The 20,009-nt window shown below is 65.6% G+C and carries 17 protein-coding genes; 11 read left to right on the forward strand and 6 right to left on the reverse strand.

The window, feature by feature from the left end; translation table 11 throughout:
- Nucleotides 1-28 precede the first annotated feature (28 nt).
- Nucleotides 29-1,849 (reverse strand): trypsin-like peptidase domain-containing protein, encoded by a 1,821-nt coding sequence (locus ISM_RS09690; protein WP_009813975.1) that lies wholly within the window; start codon nucleotides 1,847-1,849, stop codon nucleotides 29-31.
- Nucleotides 1,850-2,018: 169 nt separating this feature from the next.
- Here ISM_RS09690 and ISM_RS09695 point away from each other — a divergent pair, with 169 nt between their 5' ends.
- The 7 genes from ISM_RS09695 (at nucleotide 2,019) to folP (ending at nucleotide 10,996) form a co-directional block, all read left to right on the forward strand.
- Nucleotides 2,019-2,963: a glycine--tRNA ligase subunit alpha gene (locus tag ISM_RS09695; protein WP_009813976.1), complete on the forward strand. Its 945-nt coding sequence runs from the start codon at nucleotides 2,019-2,021 to the stop codon at nucleotides 2,961-2,963.
- Nucleotides 2,963-3,487 carry a DUF6446 family protein gene (locus tag ISM_RS09700; RefSeq protein ID WP_009813977.1) on the forward strand — a complete coding sequence of 175 codons (525 nt, stop codon included), beginning with the start codon at nucleotides 2,963-2,965 and terminating at the stop codon, nucleotides 3,485-3,487. The genes ISM_RS09695 and ISM_RS09700 overlap by 1 nt, the downstream gene beginning before the upstream one ends.
- A gap of 3 nt (nucleotides 3,488-3,490) precedes the next feature.
- Nucleotides 3,491-5,569, forward strand: coding sequence for a glycine--tRNA ligase subunit beta (glyS, locus tag ISM_RS09705; RefSeq protein ID WP_009813978.1), 2,079 nt, complete (start codon nucleotides 3,491-3,493; stop codon nucleotides 5,567-5,569).
- Nucleotides 5,570-5,665: 96 nt separating this feature from the next.
- Complete coding sequence (locus tag ISM_RS09710) at nucleotides 5,666-8,206, forward strand: putative PEP-binding protein (protein ID WP_009813979.1); 2,541 nt, start codon at nucleotides 5,666-5,668, stop codon at nucleotides 8,204-8,206.
- Between the two features lie 157 nt (nucleotides 8,207-8,363).
- Entirely contained in the window at nucleotides 8,364-8,972 is a 609-nt protein-coding gene (locus ISM_RS09715; protein ID WP_050754132.1) for a cell wall hydrolase, read from the forward strand.
- Between the two features lie 90 nt (nucleotides 8,973-9,062).
- A complete protein-coding gene (locus ISM_RS09720; protein WP_009813981.1) occupies nucleotides 9,063-9,992 on the forward strand; it encodes a dihydroneopterin aldolase in 930 nt (309 codons plus the stop codon).
- On the forward strand, nucleotides 9,989-10,996 hold the full coding sequence (folP, locus tag ISM_RS09725; RefSeq protein ID WP_009813982.1) for a dihydropteroate synthase: 1,008 nt from the start codon (nucleotides 9,989-9,991) through the stop codon (nucleotides 10,994-10,996). Before ISM_RS09720 ends, folP begins: the two co-directional genes overlap by 4 nt.
- Before the next feature lie 6 nt (nucleotides 10,997-11,002).
- On the opposite strand, the gene ISM_RS09730 is transcribed toward folP, so the two are convergent.
- Nucleotides 11,003-11,917 carry a DMT family transporter gene (locus ISM_RS09730; RefSeq protein ID WP_009813983.1) on the reverse strand — a complete coding sequence of 305 codons (915 nt, stop codon included), beginning with the start codon at nucleotides 11,915-11,917 and terminating at the stop codon, nucleotides 11,003-11,005.
- Between the two features lie 76 nt (nucleotides 11,918-11,993).
- The gene (gene ilvC / locus ISM_RS09735) at nucleotides 11,994-13,016 is read right to left on the reverse strand and encodes a ketol-acid reductoisomerase (RefSeq protein ID WP_009813984.1); all 1,023 of its coding nucleotides are present in this window, start codon (nucleotides 13,014-13,016) and stop codon (nucleotides 11,994-11,996) included.
- A gap of 134 nt (nucleotides 13,017-13,150) precedes the next feature.
- Here ilvC and ISM_RS09740 point away from each other — a divergent pair, with 134 nt between their 5' ends.
- The 3 genes from ISM_RS09740 (at nucleotide 13,151) to ISM_RS09750 (ending at nucleotide 15,297) form a co-directional block, all read left to right on the forward strand.
- The gene (locus ISM_RS09740) at nucleotides 13,151-13,606 is read left to right on the forward strand and encodes an Lrp/AsnC family transcriptional regulator (protein WP_009813985.1); all 456 of its coding nucleotides are present in this window, start codon (nucleotides 13,151-13,153) and stop codon (nucleotides 13,604-13,606) included.
- Nucleotides 13,603-14,061, forward strand: a complete 459-nt coding sequence (locus ISM_RS09745; RefSeq protein WP_009813986.1) for an Lrp/AsnC family transcriptional regulator — start codon at nucleotides 13,603-13,605, stop codon at nucleotides 14,059-14,061. The genes ISM_RS09740 and ISM_RS09745 overlap by 4 nt, the downstream gene beginning before the upstream one ends.
- A gap of 108 nt (nucleotides 14,062-14,169) precedes the next feature.
- A complete protein-coding gene (locus tag ISM_RS09750; RefSeq protein ID WP_009813987.1) occupies nucleotides 14,170-15,297 on the forward strand; it encodes an aminotransferase class V-fold PLP-dependent enzyme in 1,128 nt (375 codons plus the stop codon).
- A gap of 53 nt (nucleotides 15,298-15,350) precedes the next feature.
- Here the strand turns inward: ISM_RS09750 and ISM_RS09755 are convergent, their stop codons facing one another.
- Nucleotides 15,351-16,562, reverse strand: coding sequence for a UbiH/UbiF family hydroxylase (locus ISM_RS09755; RefSeq protein WP_009813988.1), 1,212 nt, complete (start codon nucleotides 16,560-16,562; stop codon nucleotides 15,351-15,353).
- 59 nt (nucleotides 16,563-16,621) lie between these two features.
- A complete protein-coding gene (locus tag ISM_RS09760; RefSeq protein WP_040617997.1) occupies nucleotides 16,622-17,266 on the reverse strand; it encodes a pyrimidine 5'-nucleotidase in 645 nt (214 codons plus the stop codon).
- Between the two features lie 123 nt (nucleotides 17,267-17,389).
- On the opposite strand from ISM_RS09760, the gene ISM_RS09765 reads away from it, so the two are divergent.
- The gene (locus ISM_RS09765; RefSeq protein ID WP_009813990.1) at nucleotides 17,390-18,034 is read left to right on the forward strand and encodes a GntR family transcriptional regulator; all 645 of its coding nucleotides are present in this window, start codon (nucleotides 17,390-17,392) and stop codon (nucleotides 18,032-18,034) included.
- Here the strand turns inward: ISM_RS09765 and ISM_RS09770 are convergent.
- Entirely contained in the window at nucleotides 17,975-19,840 is a 1,866-nt protein-coding gene (locus ISM_RS09770; RefSeq protein ID WP_009813991.1) for a glycosyltransferase, read from the reverse strand. The genes ISM_RS09765 and ISM_RS09770 overlap by 60 nt on opposite strands.
- Nucleotides 19,841-20,009 lie beyond the last annotated feature (169 nt).

Below are 20,009 nucleotides of genomic sequence, written 5' to 3' on the forward strand. Positions count from 1 at the left end.
TGACGCCCTGGCGTGGCCCCCTCCTGCATCATTCCCAGCAGCTGACCAGCACGGTCATCCGCCCGGCGGCATCGCTCAGCGCATCGGCGGGAAGCCGGTCGAGCGTGCCCGCGGCGGCGGGGGTGATCCCGGCCTCTTGCAGGATCTTGGTCAGCGCGTCGGTATTGGCGGCGAGGCTCACCCCATCGGGGAGCACCCGGTCAGCCCCGGCCCCGGGCAGGAGCATGCCGAGCACCGCGCCGCCGGTGTCGACCACCGGCCCGCCCGCATCCCCGTCGAGCGCATTGAGCGCCAGCCGCTTCATCCCCGCCTCGCCATTGAGGCCGCGAATATCCTCGAGCTGGCCATAGGTGAGGGTCGGTGCGCCGAGCACGCCGCCGAAGGAATAGCCAGCGACCGCGATCTCGGATTTGAGCCGGGGGGTGACGGTCTGAAACTGGGCCACGGATTGCGGCGCGAGCTGATCATTGGGGCGCAGCACGGCGATGCCGGCCGCGTCATCGCGGGCGGCGATGGTGGCGCGGTGGTCATCCTCGATGGTGACATAGCCGCAGCCCTCGAGCGCCTCGGTGGTGGTGACGACGCTGCCCGCGTTGTCGACGTAAAAGCCCGAGCGGCTGCGCAGCGGTTTGCGGATTTCGAGCCCGGAGATGAGATCGACGCTCTGGGCGTCGGCATCGCCTGCGCGGGCGTCGAGCACGCCGTCGATCCGCGCAAAGCTTGCTTGCATTTCCGCGAGGACGCGGGCGCGGCGTTCTTCGTCCCCGGCGGGCCAGACGAGGGTAAAGCCCTTGATCCGGCCATTTTTGAGCGAGGCGACGGTGTGGGAAATCTGGGTCGCGCCTTCGCCGATCAGCTCGAAACTGTCGGATTTGCGTTCGCGTGGGCCGTCGAGCGGCACGATCTCGAGGGTCTGCATGATGTCATAAAGACCAAAGAGCGTGTCCTGATCGCCTTCCTGGCTGATGAGGAGCACCTTGGCGGGGATGTCGCCCTTGGCCTCGTAATGGGCGAAGGGCGGCTCGAGCCGGGAGAATTCCACCACGCCGAGCGGCAGTTTCATCCGGATGCCGGTGGCGGAATCATCGACCACCTCGAGCCCCATGCCCTTGAGCACGGCGTTATATTGGTCGAGCAGGTCGGCGCGCTGGGCGGTGGTGAGAATGCCGGTGGCGTCGTAATTATTGGCCTCCTGCCAGGACGCCATGGAGCGCCGGGTGCCCGCGCCAAAGGCCGCGTCGATGCGGCCATCATAGTGACCGGCCCATTGCAGGGCGACCTGCAGCGCGGCGCGTTCGTCATAGCTCAGCTCGCGTTCGCTGCGGCGGGCCTCGGCGGGGGTTTCGTCCACCGGTTCGGGCTCGGGCAGGATCGGCACTTCGGCGACGGTGGTGTCGGTCGTGCCGGTGGTTTCTGCGGTGTCGGTTTCTTCTGTGGCTGTCTCGGCGGTGGTCTCGGGCGTGGTCTCGGGTGCAGTGACCGGCGCCTGACCGAGAAGCTGGGCCAGCACGGTGCTGCCGACCGGCCAGATCTGGCGGGAATAATCCTCGCTGTCGGCGATATAGCTGTCGCGGGGGATGCGGCCTTCGGCGCGGAGCACGCGCAGCACCTGGTTGGCATCCTCGCGGCGATAGGGGCCGAGCGCCACGGCGAACCAGCCGCGGCCAAGGTCGAACCCGTTCACATCCTCAAGCTGGGCCGCGCGGCGGCGGAGCGCCTCATTGGCCTCGGCGAGGCTGGGCTGGGCTTCGATCTGGACCCAGACGAGAGCATCGTCATTCGACTGGGCCGAGGCGGTGGAAATAATAGCCGCCAGAGCGAGAACCGCCGCGAGAAAATAACGCATCATGAGAGTAAGAATTCCTTGGCCTGTCGTTTTATCGTTGGTCTGCACCCTGTTTTATCAAATCTCAGGGGGGATGCATCTAAAATTAACCTCTTTATGCTGTGCCGCTTTGGCCGATTGACCCTGTGCGGCCCTCGCCGTAGGTAGGGGGCGAATTTTCAGGGGTTTCAGCATGGCCGACGCAATCGACAAACCGCGCTCTTTCCAGGAAATCATCCTGCGGCTGCAGAGCTATTGGGCAGCCAAGGGCTGTGCCATCATGCAGCCCTATGACATGGAGGTCGGCGCGGGCACGTTTCACCCGGCGACGACGCTGCGCTCGCTCGGCTCGACGCCTTGGGCGGCGGCCTATGTCCAGCCCTCGCGGCGTCCGACCGACGGGCGCTATGGCGAGAACCCGAACCGGTTGCAGCATTACTATCAGTATCAGGTGCTCATCAAACCGAGCCCGCCCGATCTGCAGGAGCTCTATCTCGGGTCGCTCAAGGCGATCGGCATCGACGCGGCGCTGCATGATATCCGCTTTGTCGAGGACGATTGGGAGAGCCCGACGCTCGGCGCTTGGGGTCTCGGCTGGGAGGTCTGGTGCGACGGGATGGAGGTGAGCCAGTTCACCTATTTCCAACAGGTCGGCGGCCATGATTGCCAGCCGGTCTCGGGCGAGCTGACCTATGGGCTCGAACGGCTGGCGATGTATGTGCTCGGCATTGATCACGTGATGGACATGCCGTTCAACGATCCCGACGCGCCGATCGCGCTCAGCTATGGCGATGTGTTCCGCCAGACCGAAGAGGAATATGCGCGCTGGAATTTCGACGTGGCCAACACGCAGGTGCTGCTCAAGCATTTCGAGGAGGCCGAGGCGGAATGCGAGGCGATCCTCGCGCAGGAGGATGTGGACCCGAAGACCGGCAAGCGCATCGTCATGGCGCATCCGGCCTATGATCAATGTATCAAGGCGAGCCATATCTTTAACCTGCTCGACGCGCGCGGCGTGATCAGCGTCACCGAGCGGCAGGCCTATATCGGCCGGGTGCGGGCGCTGGCCAAGCAATGCGCCGATGCCTTCGTGCGTACCGAGGCCGGGGGATACAAAGCCGGGGAGCAGGTCGCCTGATGGGCAAGTTTCTCGCCATATTGCTGGTTGGCTGCGCGGTGATCGCGGGCGGCGGCATGTATTACCTGCAGGTCTATCACTATTATGACGAGGTCGTGTCGATCCCCGGCACCGATGTCGCGCTCACCCCGCAGGGATCGAGCGACGCCGAGCCGGTCTCTTATGACAATTTCCAAGGCATCGATGCCGACAGCAGCCCGATCCGCTATCGCGCCTGTTTCACCACCTCGCTGAGCCATGCGACGCTCGACAAGACCTATCGCAGCTACAAGCCGGCCGAGCCGCGCGTGGCGCCGGGCTGGTTCGATTGTTTCGACGCGTCGGAGGTCGGTGAGGCGCTCGAGAGCGGCGAGGCCAAGGCCTATCTCGGCACCGAGAATGTACAATATGGCATCGACCGCGTCGTTGCCATTCATGAGGACGGGCGCGGCTTTGTCTGGCATCAGATCAACCGCTGCGGCGAGATCGTATTCGATGGCCAGCCTGCGCCCGATGACTGCCCCACACCACCCGAAGGGTACTGAGACATGCCGGATCTTCTGATCGAACTTTTCTCCGAAGAAATCCCTGCGCGGATGCAGGCCAAGGCCGCCGAGGATCTGCGCCAGAGGGTCACCGATGGGCTGGTCGAGGCCGGGCTGACCTATGCCGGGGCGGCAAGCTTTTCCACGCCGCGCCGTCTGACGCTGGCCATCGAGGGGATGCTGGCGCAGTCGCCGACGCTGCGCGAGGAACGCAAGGGCCCGCGCGTCGATGCGCCGGAGAAGGCGATTGAAGGCTTTCTGCGCGGCGCGGGGGTGAGCCGGGATGAGCTTGAGGTGCGGGATGAGAAGAAGGGTCAGGTCTATTTCGCGGTGATCAGCAAGCCGGGCCGCCCGGCGGAAGAGATCGTCGCCGAGGTGCTGGAGCAGACGATCCGCAATTTCCCCTGGCCGAAATCCATGCGCTGGGGCGCGGGCAGCCTGCGCTGGGTGCGGCCGCTGCATTCGATCCTGTGCCTGATGACCAATGACGCGGGCGAGGCCCACATCGTGCCGATGGATGTCGACGGCATCACGGCGGGCGACAGCACCGAAGGCCATCGGTTCATGGCGCCGGGGCGGTTTGCCGTGACCTCGTTCGAGGATTACGCCGCCAAGCTCAAACGCGCCTATGTGGTGCTCGACCCCGAAGAGCGGGCGCAGGCGATCTGGCAGGAGGCGAGCAATCTGGCCTTTGCCGCCGGGATGGAATTGGTCGAGGACAAGGGTCTCTTGCGCGAGGTGGCGGGGCTTGTGGAATGGCCGGTGCCTCTCATGGGGGCGATTGACGAGGCGTTTCTCGGGCTGCCGCCCGAGGTGCTGCAGACCTCGATGAAAGAGCATCAGAAGTTTTTCTCGGTGAAGAACCCCAAGACCGGGCGGATCGAGAAATTCGTGACCGTGGCAAACCGCGAGACCGCCGATCACGGCGCGACGATCCTTGCGGGCAACCAGAAGGTCCTGTCGGCGCGGCTGGCGGATGCGAAATTCTTCTGGGAGAATGATCTGCGCGAGGCGGAAGCGGGCGGCACGGCCTGGCTTGCGTCGCTCGACAATGTGACCTTTCACAACAAGCTTGGCAGTCAGGCGGCGCGGATCGACCGGATCGCGGCACTGGCCCGCGAGATTGCCGGGGTCACCGGCGCCGATGCCGATCTGGCGGAACAGGCGGCGCGCTGGGCCAAGGCCGATCTGAGCTCGGAAATGGTCTATGAATTCCCCGAGTTGCAGGGTTTGATGGGGCGGTACTATGCCGAGAAGGCCGGGCTTCCCGCCGAGGTGGCCGGGGCTGCGCAAGAGCATTACTCGCCGCTCGGCCCGTCGGATGATGTGCCGACCGCGCCGGTGTCGGTGACCGTGGCGCTGGCCGATAAGCTCGACACGCTGACCGGGTTCTGGGCGATTGACGAGAAACCCACCGGCTCGAAAGACCCGTTCGCGCTGCGCCGTGCGGCGCTGGGGGTGATCCGGCTGGTGTTGGAGAATGGGCTGTCGCTCAACATGGATGAGGCGATTGCCAAGGGGCTTGGCCAACAGCCCGGCGCGACTGATGGCGCGGCGGCGGACCTCCTGTCCTTCATCCATGACCGGCTCAAGGTCTATCTGCGCGACGAGGGTCTGCGCCATGATGTGATCGACGCCTGCCTTGCCATGGAGGGCAATGACGATCTGGCGCTGGTGGTCAAACGGGCGCGGGCGCTGGGCGAGATGCTCGGCACCGAGGATGGCGAGAACCTGTTGCAGGGGTTCAAACGCGCCAACAACATCCTGAGCCAGGCCGAGGACAAGGACGGTGTCGAATATTCCTATGGCGCCGATGTGAAATTCGCCGAGACCGAGGAAGAGCGCGCGCTGTTCGCGGCGCTCGATGCGGCGGAGCCCAAGATCGCGGCGGCGCTCAAGGCGCAGGATTTCAACGCGGCGATGGCGGCCATGGCGGCGCTGCGCGCGCCGATCGATGCGTTTTTCGAGGCGGTGCAGGTCAACACCGACAAGGACGTGGTGCGGCGCAACCGGCTCAACCTGCTCAGCCGCATTCGCGGGCTGGTGGGATCGGTGGCCGATCTGACCCGCGTCGAGGGCTAATCGACGCCGCCGCGCCCCGGTCTGGCAGGGGCGCGGTTTTCCTTGCCTTGTTCGGTGCGACCCCTATGCTGCGCGGACAGCAAAGGATGTGCCGCAATGCAGCATAATGACCCAGACATCACCCTGATCACCCCGGACGCGCCGATGGCGGCCGAGACCCATGGCGGGCGGGCGAAATGCCTGCAGCGTCTGGTGCGGCTCGACCTGCCGGTGCCGACGACGGTGGCGCTGTCGTTCAAGGCGGTGCGGGCGATTGCGGCGGGCGATATCACCTGTGCCGAGGCGTTGCTCCGGCCCTTTGGGGCGCATCCGCTCCTATGCGTGCGGCCCTCGTCGGAAGACCCCGATTGGGGCGGGCCGCGCGCGGTGCTCAACATCGGGATGAACGATGCCCAGTTCGAGGCCCTGTCAGAGCGGATCGGGCGCGAGGCGGCGGCCAAGCTCTATCTGCGGTTCGTGCAGAGCTATGCGATCCATGTGGCGCGGCTCGACCCGGATGATCTCGACGATGTGAGCGACGCGCCGGTGAAAGGGCTTCAAGAGGCGCTCGATATCTATGAGGATGAGGCCGAGGAGCCGTTTCCGCAGGACCCGGCGGTGCAGCTCATCGAAGTGCTACGGTCGATGGCGCGGGCTTGGGAAGGCACCACGGCGCGGCTCTTGCGGCAGGCCAAGGGGGCACCGGCGGATGCCGGGCTCGGCCTTGTGGTGCAGTCGATGGCGCTGGGCGTCGGGCAGGGCGAATGCGGCTCGGGGGTGATGCAGCTCGTCAACAGCGTGTCGGGCGAGCGCAAGATCACCGGCCGTTACCTGAGCCAGAGCCAGGGGCGCGATGCGCTCACCTCCGGGGCGGGGGCGATGTATCTCGAACGCGATCCGCGTGGTCCCTCGCTCGAGGAATTGGCGCCCGAGGCCTTTGCCCGGCTCAAATCCTATACCCAGCTCATGCGCGAGAAGCTGCGCGAAGAGATGCAGGCCGAGTTCACCATCGAGAATGGTGAGGTCTTTTTGCTCGACGGGGTGCGGGTGGTGCGCAATGCGCGGGCCGCCGTCGGCATCGTGGTGGCGCTGGCCGAGGACAAGATCATCAGCCGCGAAGAGGCGTTGATGCGGATCGAGCCGCGGGCGCTCAATGAATTGCTGCACCGGCAGGTCGACCCGGAGGCGCATCGCGATGTGCTGGCCAAGGGGGTTGCGGCGAGCCCAGGTGCCGCGAGCGGTGTCATCGTCTTTAGCCCCGAGGCGGCGCAGGCCCATGCGGCGCAGGGCGTGGCCTCGATCCTCGTGCGGCGCGAGACCAGCCCCGAAGACATTCGCGGCATGCATGCGGCGGCGGCGGTTCTGACCGAGCGCGGCGGCATGACCAGCCACGCGGCGGTGATCGGGCGCGGCATTGGTCTGCCCTGTGTGGTGGGGGCCTCGTCGCTGCGGTTCCAGACCACCCGCAAATTGTTGACCGCGCCGGATGGCCGGGTCTTCCGCGAGGGCGACAAGATCACCATCGACGGCACCAATGGCGAGGTTCTGGCAGGCGAGCCGGCGCTTCTCGAGGCGGGCAATCTCGACAGTCTGCGGGTGCTGATGGCCTGGGCCGATGCGGTGCGCGACATCGAGGTGCGGGCCAATGCCGACACGCCGCGCGATGCGGAGACGGCGCGCTGGTTCAATGCCGAGGGCATCGGGCTGTGCCGGACGGAACATATGTTCTTTGAGGCGGACCGGCTCATCGTGATGCGCGAGATGATCTTTGCCAAGACCAGCAAGGACCGGGCCGCCGCGCTCGAGCGGCTGTTGCCGATGCAGCGGGCGGATTTCGCCGATCTCTTCCGCATCATGGAGGGCAAGCCGGTTTGTATCCGGCTGCTCGACCCGCCGTTGCACGAGTTTCTGCCCACCGGGCGCAGCGGCCATCGCGAGCTGGCCGAGGCGCTCGATCTGCCGCTGTCGGATGTGACGCGGCGGGTGGAGGCGCTCGGCGAATATAACCCGATGCTGGGGATGCGGGGCGTGCGTCTCGGCATCACGGTGCCGGAGATTTACGAGATGCAGGCGCGGGCGATTTTCGAGGCGCTGCTGAGCCAGGGCGAGGGGCGCGATCCGGTGGTGCCGGAAATCATGATCCCGCTGGTGTCGGCGAGCCGCGAGGTCGATCTCGTCAAGAGCCGGATCGACGCGGTGGCGAGCGCCGTGCGCAACGAGAGCGGCCGGGAATTCACCTATCGTCTCGGCGTGATGGTCGAGACGCCGCGCGCCGCGCTGCGGGCCGGAGATATTGCGCCCAAGGTGGCCTTCCTGAGCTTTGGCACGAACGATTTGACCCAGATGACCTATGGGCTGTCGCGCGACGATGCGGGGCGGTTCATGTCGGATTATGTGCAGCAGGGCGTCTATCCCGAAGACCCGTTCCATTCGCTCGATGTCTACGGGGTGGGCGAGCTGCTCAGTCTCGGGGCGGCGCGGGCGCGGGAGACCAATCCGAACCTCGTTTTGTCGATCTGTGGCGAGCATGGCGGCAACCCCGAATCGATTGCCTTCTGTCGGGCGGCCGGATTTGACTATGTTTCCTGCTCTCCCTTCCGGGTTCCGGTGGCGAGACTCGCCGCGGCGCAGCTCGCCATCAAGGACAAGATCGGGTAGGTTCCCCCTTAATTTCACACTGTATCTAGTGGTCTCGCGCGGGTTTTCGCCCTTGCGACATTCCGCCCCCTGCCACATGGGTGGACGAATCTTGCCACATTGATTAAACGCCCCGGATCGCCGAAGGCCGTGCCCGTGTCGGGCTAGGAGGACCGGAATGCTGATGAGAGTTATGACGATACTGCTTTTGCTGGCGGGGCAGGCACATGCCGAGTCGACCGCCGCCGAGCTGATCGGGCAGGAGAAACGCGCCCTGCAGAATATGAAAGAGGACCGTCTGGCCTCGCTTCTCAAACCCGGTGCGGGCAAGTTTGCCTATTCGCGCCAATGGGTCGATGCCCAGAAAGCCGTGAAGGGCGATGCCGAATGGCGCTGCCTCTCCGAGGCGCTCTATTTCGAGGCACGGGGCGAGAGCGTGAAGGGCCAGTTCGCCGTGGGCGAAGTGATCCTCAACCGGGTGGACAACCCGAATTATCCCAACACCGTCTGTGGCGTCATCAATCAGGGCACGGGGCGCAAATACGCCTGTCAGTTCACCTATACCTGTGACGGCCATAAGGAAGTGATCGGCGAGCCGCGCGCCTTTGAGCGGGTCGGCAAGATCGCCAAGCTGCTGATCAGCGGTGCGCCGCGTCAGCTCACCGATGGGGCGACCCATTACCACACCCGCGCGGTCAACCCGCGTTGGGCGCGGATTTTCCCGCGCACCGCCACCATTGGCGTGCATCATTTCTATCGGCAGCCCACGCGCCTGTCGCAGAACTGACCCTCTGCGTCGTCAATCCCGTTTGTTGAGCAGCGCGGCCCGTGCTAAGGCGCGGGTCTGTTACCACGAGCCGCAGGGGCGAGACACGCGATGAGCAATGAGACCAGCCTGGCATTCGATCATCCCGAAGCGCGGGCCAAGGCCATGGCCGGCGATGCGCCGCTGGATCGCATTTCGGTGCGCGACCATGTGGTCGAGGTCGAGATCGGCGCCTTTCAGGCGGAACGCGGTCTGACCCAGCGGGTGTCGTTCAACGTGGTGGTCGAGGTCCGGCCTGTCGATGCCGAGCTCGACGATGATGTGGATCGTATCCTCTCCTATGACCGGGTGACCGAGGCGATTGCCGGGGCGCTCGCCGAAGAGCGGCTCAACCTTCTTGAAACCCTGGCCGAACGTGTCGCCGAGCGGATCCTTGGCGAGCCGCAGGCGATGCGGGTCTTTGTGCGGATCGAAAAGCTCGACCGGGGGCCCGGGGCGCTTGGCGTCGAGATTGTCCGCGCGGTGGATGAGCATCACGCGCGCCCGGCCACGCCGCAGGCCGACAGCACGCCGCATCCGCATGTGGTCTTTCTCAGCAATGACGCGATCACCTCGGCCAATCTGGGCCGCTGGCTCGATCAGCTCGAGGCGCGGGCCGAGCCGGTGATCCTCTGTGTCGGGCGGGCGGCCGCGCAGCCGCCGCAGACCGGCCATAAGATGACCCAGCGGCGGGTCGATCTGCTGGCCATCGAGCAAAATGCCTGGTGCCTTGGCGGGCGCGATGATCGCTGTGTCGTGGTGGCGACGCGGACCGAGCTCGACTGGGCGATGAAGAACGGTCAGATCAGCGTCTGGGCGCCGTCGAAGATCGTGCTCGACGCGGTCGATGGGCCGCGCGTCGGGCCGGAGGATCCGGTGGCGCTGGCGGCGTGGTTCGCGGGCCATATGGAAGCCTCGGATCTGATGGTGATCGGGGCCGAGCCGCCGCACGCGGCGCCGGTGGACATCATCGTGCAGGATATTACAGAATCCGGGCTATGAGCGTCTATTACCGTCCCATTCTTCGCCATGATCCGATCCGGCCCGAGGGCGCGCTGACGCTCGGCGGCGGCTGGTGCTGGTTCGATAGGGTCGAGCTGCTTGAACGCGGCGGGCCGGGGCGGGTTGTCCCCGCCTCCGAGCTGCCCGAGGAGATGCGCGCGCGGCTCTGTGCGCCGCGGCCAGAGATTGCGGGGCTGAGGTTTGACGCGCCGCGGCTGATGGGCATTCTCAACGTGACGCCCGACAGTTTTTCCGATGGCGGGCTGCATTTCGACCCAAGCGATGCGCTGGCGCACGCGCGGCAGATGCGCGACGAGGGGGCCGAGATCATCGACATCGGCGGCGAGAGCACCCGGCCTGGTGCCAGCGAAGTGCCGGTGGCGGAAGAGATCCAACGCACTGCGCCGGTGATCGAGGCCATTCGGGCCGAGATGGACCTGCCGATCTCGATCGACACGCGCAAGGCCCCGGTGGCCGAGGCCGCCCATGCGGCGGGGGCCGATCTGGTCAATGACGTGGCGGGGTTCACCTTTGATCCGGCGCTCGCGCCCTATTGTGGGGCGGCGGGGCTGCCGGTCTGTGTGATGCATGCGCAGGGCACGCCGGATATCATGCAAAAAGACCCGCGCTATGATGATGTGGCGCTCGATGTCTATGACTATCTGGCCGAGCGGATTGCGGCGCTCGAGGCGGCGGGGGTGCCGCGGGCGGCGATCCTCACCGATCCGGGCATCGGCTTTGGCAAGACGCAGGCGCATAACCTGACGCTGTTGCGCAACCTGTCGCTGTTTCACGGGCTTGGCTGTGCCATTCTTCTCGGCGTGTCGCGCAAGCGGTTCATCGGAGAGATTGGCGGCACCGGCGAGGGCGCGGAGCGGATGCCGGGATCGGTCGCCGTGGCGCTGGCCGGGGTGGCGCAGGGGGTGCAGGTCTTGCGGGTGCATGACGTCGGCGCCCATCGCGCGGCGCTGGCGCTGTGGCGGGCTTCTACCGGGATGGGATGAGGGCGCTCAGCCCTTGAGGAAGAGCCGTTTGAGCGCGCCGAGCTGGCTCAGCGCGACGCCGCCGAGGATCAGAGGCAGGGCGAGCGCCATGCCGTCGGGCAAGTCTTCGCCCAGGATCATCACGCCAAGCGCCACCGACCAGAGCGGCACCTGATAATTCACCAGACTCATGAACACCGGCCCTGCGTCGCGGATCACCTGCACCGCGAGCAATTGCGCCAGCCCGGTGGGCAGGAGCCCGAGGTAGAGCAGCGCCACGAGGCTCGGCAGGGGGATGCTGTCGGGCAGGTCTTCCATTGAGATGGCGTAGGGCACGAAGAGCACCGCGGCGAGTGTCAGCGCGGCGGCGGCGAGGCCGATCATGTCGGCGGGCGGGCAGAGCCGGGTGACGATGGCCCCGATCCCGTAGCAACAGGCGGCGGTGACACAGGCGAGACGGGCGAGGCTCTCCATATCGCTGCCGGTGGAGCGAAAGGCGTCGGGACCGATCAGCACCGCCACCCCGAGCGTGCCGATGCCAAAGCCGATGAGGCGGCGCAGATGCATGGTTTCGCCCGGCACCAGAAGATGCGCGAGCGGCAGGATGAAGAGCGGCACGGTGGCGGTGAACACCCCGGCAAAGCCCGAGGCAACATGGGTCTGGGACCAGGTGAGCAGGGTGAAGGGCAGGGCGTTGGAAAACAGCGCAATGGCCAGCGCCGCGCCCCAGATGCGACCGGCGTTCGGGCCGCGCAGCGACGGCAGGCCGGTGCCGCGCAGATAGGCGAGCCCCAGCAGGAAGCTCGCCCCGAGGCTCAGCCGGACGGCGACCACGGTCAGCGGGCCGACGCCCTTGAGCGCCACCGAGGCCGCGAGAAAGGCGCCGCCCCAGATCAGCCCGAGAAAGGCGAGTTTCAACCAGTTGATCGGATGCACCACCATGGGCCTGCTTTCGTGAGAAAATGCGAAGGGGCGCCCATAGCGGACGCCCCTTGCCTGTCCGTCTGATCAGAGGCGATCAGTTCTTTTCTTTGTCGACCATCTTGCCGGCCGAGATCCACGGCATCATGCCGCGCAGCTTGGCGCCGGTTTCTTCGATCAGGTGCTCGTCATTGGCACGACGCGACGCCTTGATCGTGGGCTGACCGACGGCATTTTCCAGCATGAAGTCACGCACGAACTTGCCTTGCTGGATGTCGGAGAGAACTTCTTTCATCCGGGCTTTGGTTTCGTCGTATTTCAAGATGCGCGGACCGGTGACATACTGGCCGTATTCCGCGGTGTTCGAGATCGAGTAGTCCATGTTGGCGATGCCGCCTTCATAGATCAGGTCGACGATCAGCTTCACCTCGTGGAGGCATTCGAAATAGGCCATTTCCGGCGCGTAACCAGCCTCGACCAGGGTCTCGAAACCGCAGCGGATCAGCTCGACCAGACCGCCGCAGAGCACGGCCTGTTCGCCGAAGAGGTCGGTTTCGCATTCTTCGCGGAAGTTGGTCTCGATGATGCCCGAGCGGCCGCCACCGATGGCCGAGCAATAGGACAGGCCGATTTCCAGCGCCTTGCCGGAGGAGTCGCGGTCAACCGCCACGAGGCAGGGCACGCCGCCGCCTTTGGTGTATTCGCCGCGCACGGTGTGACCGGGGCCTTTGGGGGCCATCATGATCACGTCGATGCCTTCTTTGGGCTCGATCAGGCCGAAATGCACGTTGAGGCCGTGGGCGAAGGCGATGGCCGAGCCGGGGCGGATGTTGTCATGCACGTATTTCTTGTAGGTCTCGGCCTGCAGTTCGTCGGGCATGGTGAACATCATAAGGTCGCACCATTCGGCGGCCTCGGCGATGCCCATGACCTTGAGGCCTTCGCCTTCGGCCTTCTTGGCGCTGGGCGAGCCTTCGCGGAGTGCGACGACGAGGTTCTTGGCACCCGAATCGCGCAGGTTCAGCGCATGGGCGTGGCCTTGGGAGCCATAGCCCAGGATGGCCACTTTCTTGTCCTTGATCAGGTTGATGTCGCAGTCACGGTCATAATACACGCGCATTTTGTCGTCCTTTCGGCATGTGATGTCTTTGCAGGCACTCTACGCCGACCCCGGTGAGAGAGTTTTCATTAATCATTGGAAAACCCGTCTGGGTGAGATAATTATTCGCGATACGTGAAATTGGCGGTAAATTCATGCTAGACGACATCGATAGGCGGCTCTTGCGCCAATATCAGCACGCGCCCGATCTCAGCCCGGCAGAGCTGGCCGAGCGGGCGGGGGTGACGCCGGCCACCTGTGCGCGGCGGCTCGACCGGATGCGCGAGCAGGGGATCATTCGCGCGATGCGGGCGGTGATCGACTGGCGGGCGCTCGGCTATGAGGTCGAGGTGAGCCTCAGGGTGGCGCTCGACAAGACGCAGCCGCGCGCCTTTGAAGAGTTCACCGACGCCGCGCGGCAGGTGCCGGAGGTGGTGGAAATCCAGACCTTTCTTGGCCGGGTCGACCTGCGCCTGTCGGTGATCGCCCGCGACATGGCACATTATCAGCAGATCTATCGCAGCGCGATCCTGCCCCTGCCGCATATGGCGGATGTCGAGGCGCTCATGCATGTGGCGCGGATCAAATCCGACGAGGTGCTGCCGGTATGATTGAGCTCGACACGATGGACCGCGCCATTTTGCGGGCGCTGGTCGCCGATGCCACCCAAAGCGCCAGCGCGCTTGGCCGCAAGCTCGGCCTGTCGCAGCCCGCCACATGGCGGCGCATCCGGCGGCTCGAAGAGGCGGGGGTGATCACCGGGCGGCGGCTCGAGCTTGATGCCGAAAAGCTCGGGTTCGGGGTGACGGTGTTTCTGGGCGTCAAGCTTGCCACCAAGGGGCGGGTCAGCCTCGAGGATTTCGAGCGTGCCATCAGCGCCATCCCCGAGGTGCAGACCGTCGAGCATATCCTCGGGGTCTTTGACTACCGGCTGCGGGTGGTGGCGCGCGATATCACCGATTTCGAACGTATCCTGCGGCGGCGGATCATGATGTTGCCGGGGGTGGGGGATGTGGAGGCCAATGTCCTGTTGAGCGAGGAACGCCGCCCCGGACCCATCGGATAAGGCGCTGCGCGGGCCTTGGTGACGAAAACGGGGCGGGCGGTGACGGGAATGGGATGCATGGTTTGGCGCGGCCTGCTATGCGGGGAGAAACGCAACAGGAGACAGCCGATGACCGCCCTTCTTGATAATGTCGATCCCGATGGCCTTTTGGAATTTTCCGTGGTGTTCACGGACCGCTCGCTCAACCATATGTCGGCGGCGTTTCAGCAGGTGATGCGCGACATCTCGGGGATGCTCAAGGATGTCTATAGTGCCGATGCGGTGGCGCTTGTCCCCGGGGGCGGCAGCTATGGCATGGAGGCGGTGGCACGGCAGTTCGGCCATGACGCCCATGCGCTCATCGTGCGCAACGGCTGGTTCTCCTATCGCTGGAGCCAGATTTTCGAAGCGGGCGATTTCGCCGCCAAGACCACCGTCTGCATGGCGCGGCAAGCGGGCAACGATGTGACCGCCCCCTTTGCGCCCGCGCCCATCGACGAGGTGGTGTCGAAGATCCGCGCCGAAAAGCCCGATGTGGTCTTTGCGCCCCATGTGGAAACCTCGGCCGGTCTCATCCTGCCCGAGGAGTATGTCACCGCGCTGGCGGAGGCCGCGCATGAGGTCGGCGCGCTCATGGTGCTCGACTGTATCGCCAGCGGCTGTGCCTGGATCGACATGAAGAAGACCGGGGTCGATGTGCTCATCTCGGCGCCGCAAAAGGGCTGGTCGGCCTCGCCTTCGGCGGGTCTGGTGATGATGTCCGAGCGCGCGCTCGAGCGGCTCGAGAGCAGCAGTTCCGACAGTTTCGCCATCGATCTTAAGAAATGGCACGCGATCATGCAGGCCTATGAAAACGGCGGTCATGCCTATCACGCGACCATGCCGACCGATGCGCTGCGCGCCTTCCGCGACACGATGGTCGAGACCCGCGATTATGGCTTTGAACGGCTGCGCGAGGCGCAATGGGCACTCGGCGACGGGGTGCGCAAGATGCTCGCTGAGAAGGGCATCAAATCGGTGGCGGCCGAAGGCTTTGGCGCACCGGGCGTGGTGGTCAGCTATACCAGCGATCCCGAGATCCAGAACGGCAAGAAATTCGCCGCCGAAGGCATGCAGATTGCCGCCGGTGTGCCGCTCGCCTGTGACGAGCCGGAAGGGTTCCGCACCTTCCGTCTGGGGCTCTTTGGTCTCGACAAGCTCTATGATGTGCCCGCGACGCTGGGTCGGTTGAAAACGGTGCTCGACAAAGTGCTGTAAGAGCTTCGGGGCGCCAGATCGGCGCCCCGTTTCATTTGCGCCAGGTGCTTGGCCTAGCCGCGCATTCCCAGCCCCATCTGCATCAGCATCCGCCGCACCGGCGTCATGGCATAGAGCGCATCGAGCGTCGCGGCGCGCATGTCGCGAAGCGGCTGGGCATGGAGCCGCGAGGCGCGGTTCAGGAGGTTGATCCCGGTCACCCGCGTCATGATCTCGCCGTGGCGGGCGGCGTGATAGGCGTCGAGCATGTCGCGGTCGCCGAGCGCCTCGGGACGCGCCAGCGCCAGATCGCGCAGGCAGGCGAGATCGGCCAGCGACATGTTGAGCCCCTGCGCGCCGATGGGCGGCAGCACATGGGCGGCCTCGGCCACCAGCGCCAACCGCTCTCCCGAGAGCCGGGTGGCGGTCTGGCTGATGATCGGCCAGAGGCTGCGGCGCGAGGCGAGGCGGAGCGGGCCGAAGAGGGCGCAGGACCGGTCGGTCATGGCGGCCTCGAATTCGGCCTCGGGCAGGGCGGCGAGGCGGGCCGCCTCGGGGCCGTCCTCCATCCAGACCACGGCGGACGACGGCTGACCCTCGCGGTCCGGCAGCGGCACGAGGGTGAAGGGCCCGCCCGAGCGGTGGATTTCCGTCGAGACATTTTCATGCGGGATCGGGTGGGTGACGGCGAAGGCTAGCGCCTTTTGGCCGCTGCGGGTGGTTTTCACCGCGATACCGGCGGCCTCGCGCATCGGCGAGTTACGGCCATCGGCGGCGATCACCAGCCGCGTGCGGACCCGCGCGCCATCGCTCAGCGTGACGCGGGCCTCGGCCTCGCGGGTAAAGAGCGCGGCGGTGCCGGTGCCGGGGCGGAAATCGACATTGGGCAGCTCGGCCAGATGGGCCACCAGCTCGCGCCGCAAGAGCCAATTGGGCAGGTTCCAGCCAAAGGGCGCGTCGGAAATATCGGCGGCGTCGAAATCGCGGATGGTGCGCGGTTCGGGCTCGGGGCCGCCAGCGTCGACGATGCGCATGATCTGCAGCGGCGCGGCATGGGGCGCGAACCGGGTCCAGAGACCGGCCTCGTCGAGCAGCTTTTGGGCGGGTTGCAGGAAGGCGGTCGAGCGCAGATCTGAGCCGGGGCGGTCGGCCTCGGTCACCGGCGGGGCGGGATCGACGCAGAGGACAGAGAACCCGGCCGCGCCAAACAGCGCCGCCGCGGTGAGCCCGGCCACACCGCCGCCCGAGACGAGGATGTCACACTCTTGCAGCGCAGGTTTTGTCATCTCGGGCTCCTCTCTTGGCTCTGAGTGAGCTAGCGCAGGGCGGGGCGGCTGACCAGTGTTCAGACGAGCTGCGACAGAAAGCCGCCGAGATCGTCGGTATGGTGGTGGATATGCGGCGCGGGGGCGGGATCGGGCGCGACATGGACGGTGCGCAGCCCCATCGCATGGGGAATGGCGAGATTGCGCGGATCGTCCTCGAACATGGCGGCGCGGGCGCGGTCGAGCCCGTCGGCGGCAAACACCGCCTCAAAGGCGTCTTCGCGCGGCTTCGGCGCATAGCCCGCGTGTTCGATCCCATAAACTGCATCGAAAAGGCCCGAGAGGCCGCGCGCCTCGATCACCCGGACGGCATAGGGGGCGGTGCCATTGGTGTAGACGACGCGGCGGCCGGGCAGCGCCCGGATCGCATCGCGCAGCGCCGGGTCGGGGCTCAGCACGTCAAAGCTGATGTCATGCACATCGAGCAGAAAGGGATCGGGGTCGAGATCATGTTCGGCCATCAGCCCGGCCAGCGTGGTGCCGTGATCGCGCCAGTAGATCTTGCGCAGATGGTCGGCCTCGGCGCGGCTGACGCCGAGCGCCTCCATCACGAAACGGGTCATCCGCGTCTCGATCTGGGGAAAGAGCTGCATCTGCGGCGGGTAGAGCGTGTTGTCGAGGTCGAAGACCCAGGCAGACACATGTGCGAATCGATCTCGTGGCATGACAAGGGTTTTACGCCGCCCAAGTGTCGCAGCAAAGTGGATAACTGGCGGGTTGTCGCTTGCTTGCAGGGGTTCGGGACGGGTAGGGTCGCGGGATAGTTGCAGAAATCAGGACCGCGCCCCATGAAACCCGTTCAGAAAGACGCCTACACGCTCATCCTGGAGGCGATCGATATGGGCATCTACCGGCCCGGGGACCGCCTCGTCGAGAGCGATCTGGCCGAGCGGTTCGGCGTGTCGCGCACGCCCATTCGCGAGGCGTTGCAGCGGCTCGAGACGCAGAGCCTCTTGGCGCGGGATGGGCGCAGTCTCATCGTGGCCTCGCTCGACCACAATCAGCTGGCCGAGCTCTATGTGGTGCGGGCCGAGCTCGAAGGGCTGGCGGCGGGGCTGGCGGCGCGCCATGCCACCGACGAAGAGGTGCGGGTGCTGCGCGACATGGTCGAGCAGGATCGCGGGCTCATCGGCAATCCGGCGGCGATGGCGCGGGCCAACCGGCGGTTCCACAAGCAGATCCATCTTGCCTCGCACAACCGGTTTCTGGTGCAGCAGCTCGACCTCGTGCATCGCTCGATGGCGCTGATGGCGACCACCTCGCTGGCGGCCAAGGGCCGTGACGAGGTGGCCTTGGCCGAGCATGACGAGATCGTGTCGGGCATCGAGGCGCGCAATCCGGAGGCGGCGGGCGCGGCGCTCAAGACCCATATCTCAAAGGCGTTTGTGACGCGCCTCAAACTGGATTCCGGTGAGGTTGACAGCACCCTTTGATCCCAGGGCGGGCCCGGCGGGGCCGAATTCCGTCAGCCCATGTTGGGTCTTGTCCCAGTAGAAGGGTTTGAACACCATCTCATAGAGCGCCTTGTAGGCGGCGATTGTGCCCAGCGGCGTGTAGAAATGCATGAGCGGGGTCCAAGGGGTCAGGTGCCGGTGGAAGGGCCCCGAGACGGCGCTCGTGTAGATCAGGATACTGATCACCTCGACGGCAAAGAACAGTTTTCCCAGGGCCACCAATATCTCGCGCGGCAGATGCGCCTCGATGGGATGTGGCAAGCCGAACAGCACCAGCCAGAAGGTCCACAGGAAAGGCGCCAGCAGGAATTGCGACAGGGCGGTGAGGAAATGGGCCTGAAACCCCCAGAATTTCCGTGGTCCCAATTGCTGATGCAAGAGGCGTGGCCGCCGCATATGGACGAGATAGGTGGTCATATAGCCCTTGAGCCAGCGCGACCGTTGCTTCACCCAGGGCCAGAGGCGGAAATTGGCCTCTTCGCCGGTGACCGTGCTGATCATCTCGGTGCGATAGCCATGACGGGCCAGACGAAAGCCGAGATCGGCATCCTCGGTCACGTTATGCGCGTCCCAACCGCCCAGCTCTTCGAGCGCGTCCCTGCGGAAATAGAGCGTGGTGCCGCCCAGCGGGATCGCCAGCCCGAGCCGCGTCAGCCCCGGCAGCATGACCCGGAACCAGGTGGCATATTCGATGGTGAAACAGCGCGAGAGCCAGTTTTGCTTGGGGTTGTAATAGTCGAGGATGCCCTGCAGGCAGGCCACCTCTGGCGGTGCGGTCTGAAAGCGGCGCGCGACCATGGTGATCTGATCGGGGTCGGGCGCATCCTCGGCGTCGAAAATCCCGATGATGTCGCCGTGGCAGAAATCGAGCGCATAGTTCATCGCCCGCGGCTTGGTCCGGGGCTGACCGTCGGGGACGATCACCGCACGCATCCAAGGCGGCAGGTCGATCTCGGCGAGGGTCTTGCGGGTGGTGTCGTCCTCTTCTTCGAGGATCAGGATCACTTCGAGCAGGCTCTTGGGGTAGGTGAGGCGGCTGAGCCGGGTGACCAGCGCATGAGCAATCTCAGTCTCGCGAAAGAGCGGCACCAGCACCGAGACCTTGGGCAGGCGTGTCGCCGCACCGGGCGGCGGCAGGGCGAGCCGCGCGGGCGGGCGGGTCATATGCGCCACGAAGGCCGCAATCCGCAGCGTTGCGGCCACGATCAGCGTGAACGCGGCCCAGCCTACGAAGAGCGCCAGAACCGGTGTCGGAAAGGCGATGGTCAGCAGTAGGATCGCGAGCAGAACACTGACCACGCTGACCAGCCTGCGGGTCGGGTCGGCGGACCAGCTGCGGCAGCTTTCCATTTCGGGGACACGGGCGCGGGCGAGATCGGTCAGGGTGGCGCGATGCTCGCGTGCCACCGCCTCCTGTATCGCCGGTTCGGGGGCCATGGCCGGCGGCAAGGCGAGCAGGCTGGCGGGGAGTTTGCCGGTGAGCCGCGCGCCCAGAGCGGGCGAGCCCATGGCGAGGCAGGTGTCGCCCCTCGGTCCGATCACCGGGGCCACCCGGTATTTCAACAGCTGTCTCGGGTCGATGCCGTGGTCCATCGGCGCGCCCTGCAAAGGCTGCGACGGATCGAGCGGCACAGTCCCCGAGAGACGGGCATGGGTCGAGAGGATATCGTCCTTGGTGACCAGGCCTTCGGCCTGCAGAATATGTTCGAGCGAGCTGTCGCAATGATCCTCGACCAGCTGGGCGAGATAGGCGTCATTCTGCGAGATCAGCCCTGCCTCGACCATGGCCGCAATATGGGGGGGTAAGCGCCGCCGGGACGTGCCAGCCTTCCCCTTGATCGAACGTAGTTCAGAAACGCCCATTTTGGTCCTCCTGCCAATGAAGGCAGGGCGAGTATGCAAGGGCAGTATTAATAGACGGTAAATAAGGTATTAACCGTATTTGAAAAGGAAA

This window comes from Roseovarius nubinhibens ISM, assembly GCF_000152625.1.
Classification (GTDB): Bacteria; Pseudomonadota; Alphaproteobacteria; order Rhodobacterales; family Rhodobacteraceae; genus Roseovarius; species Roseovarius nubinhibens.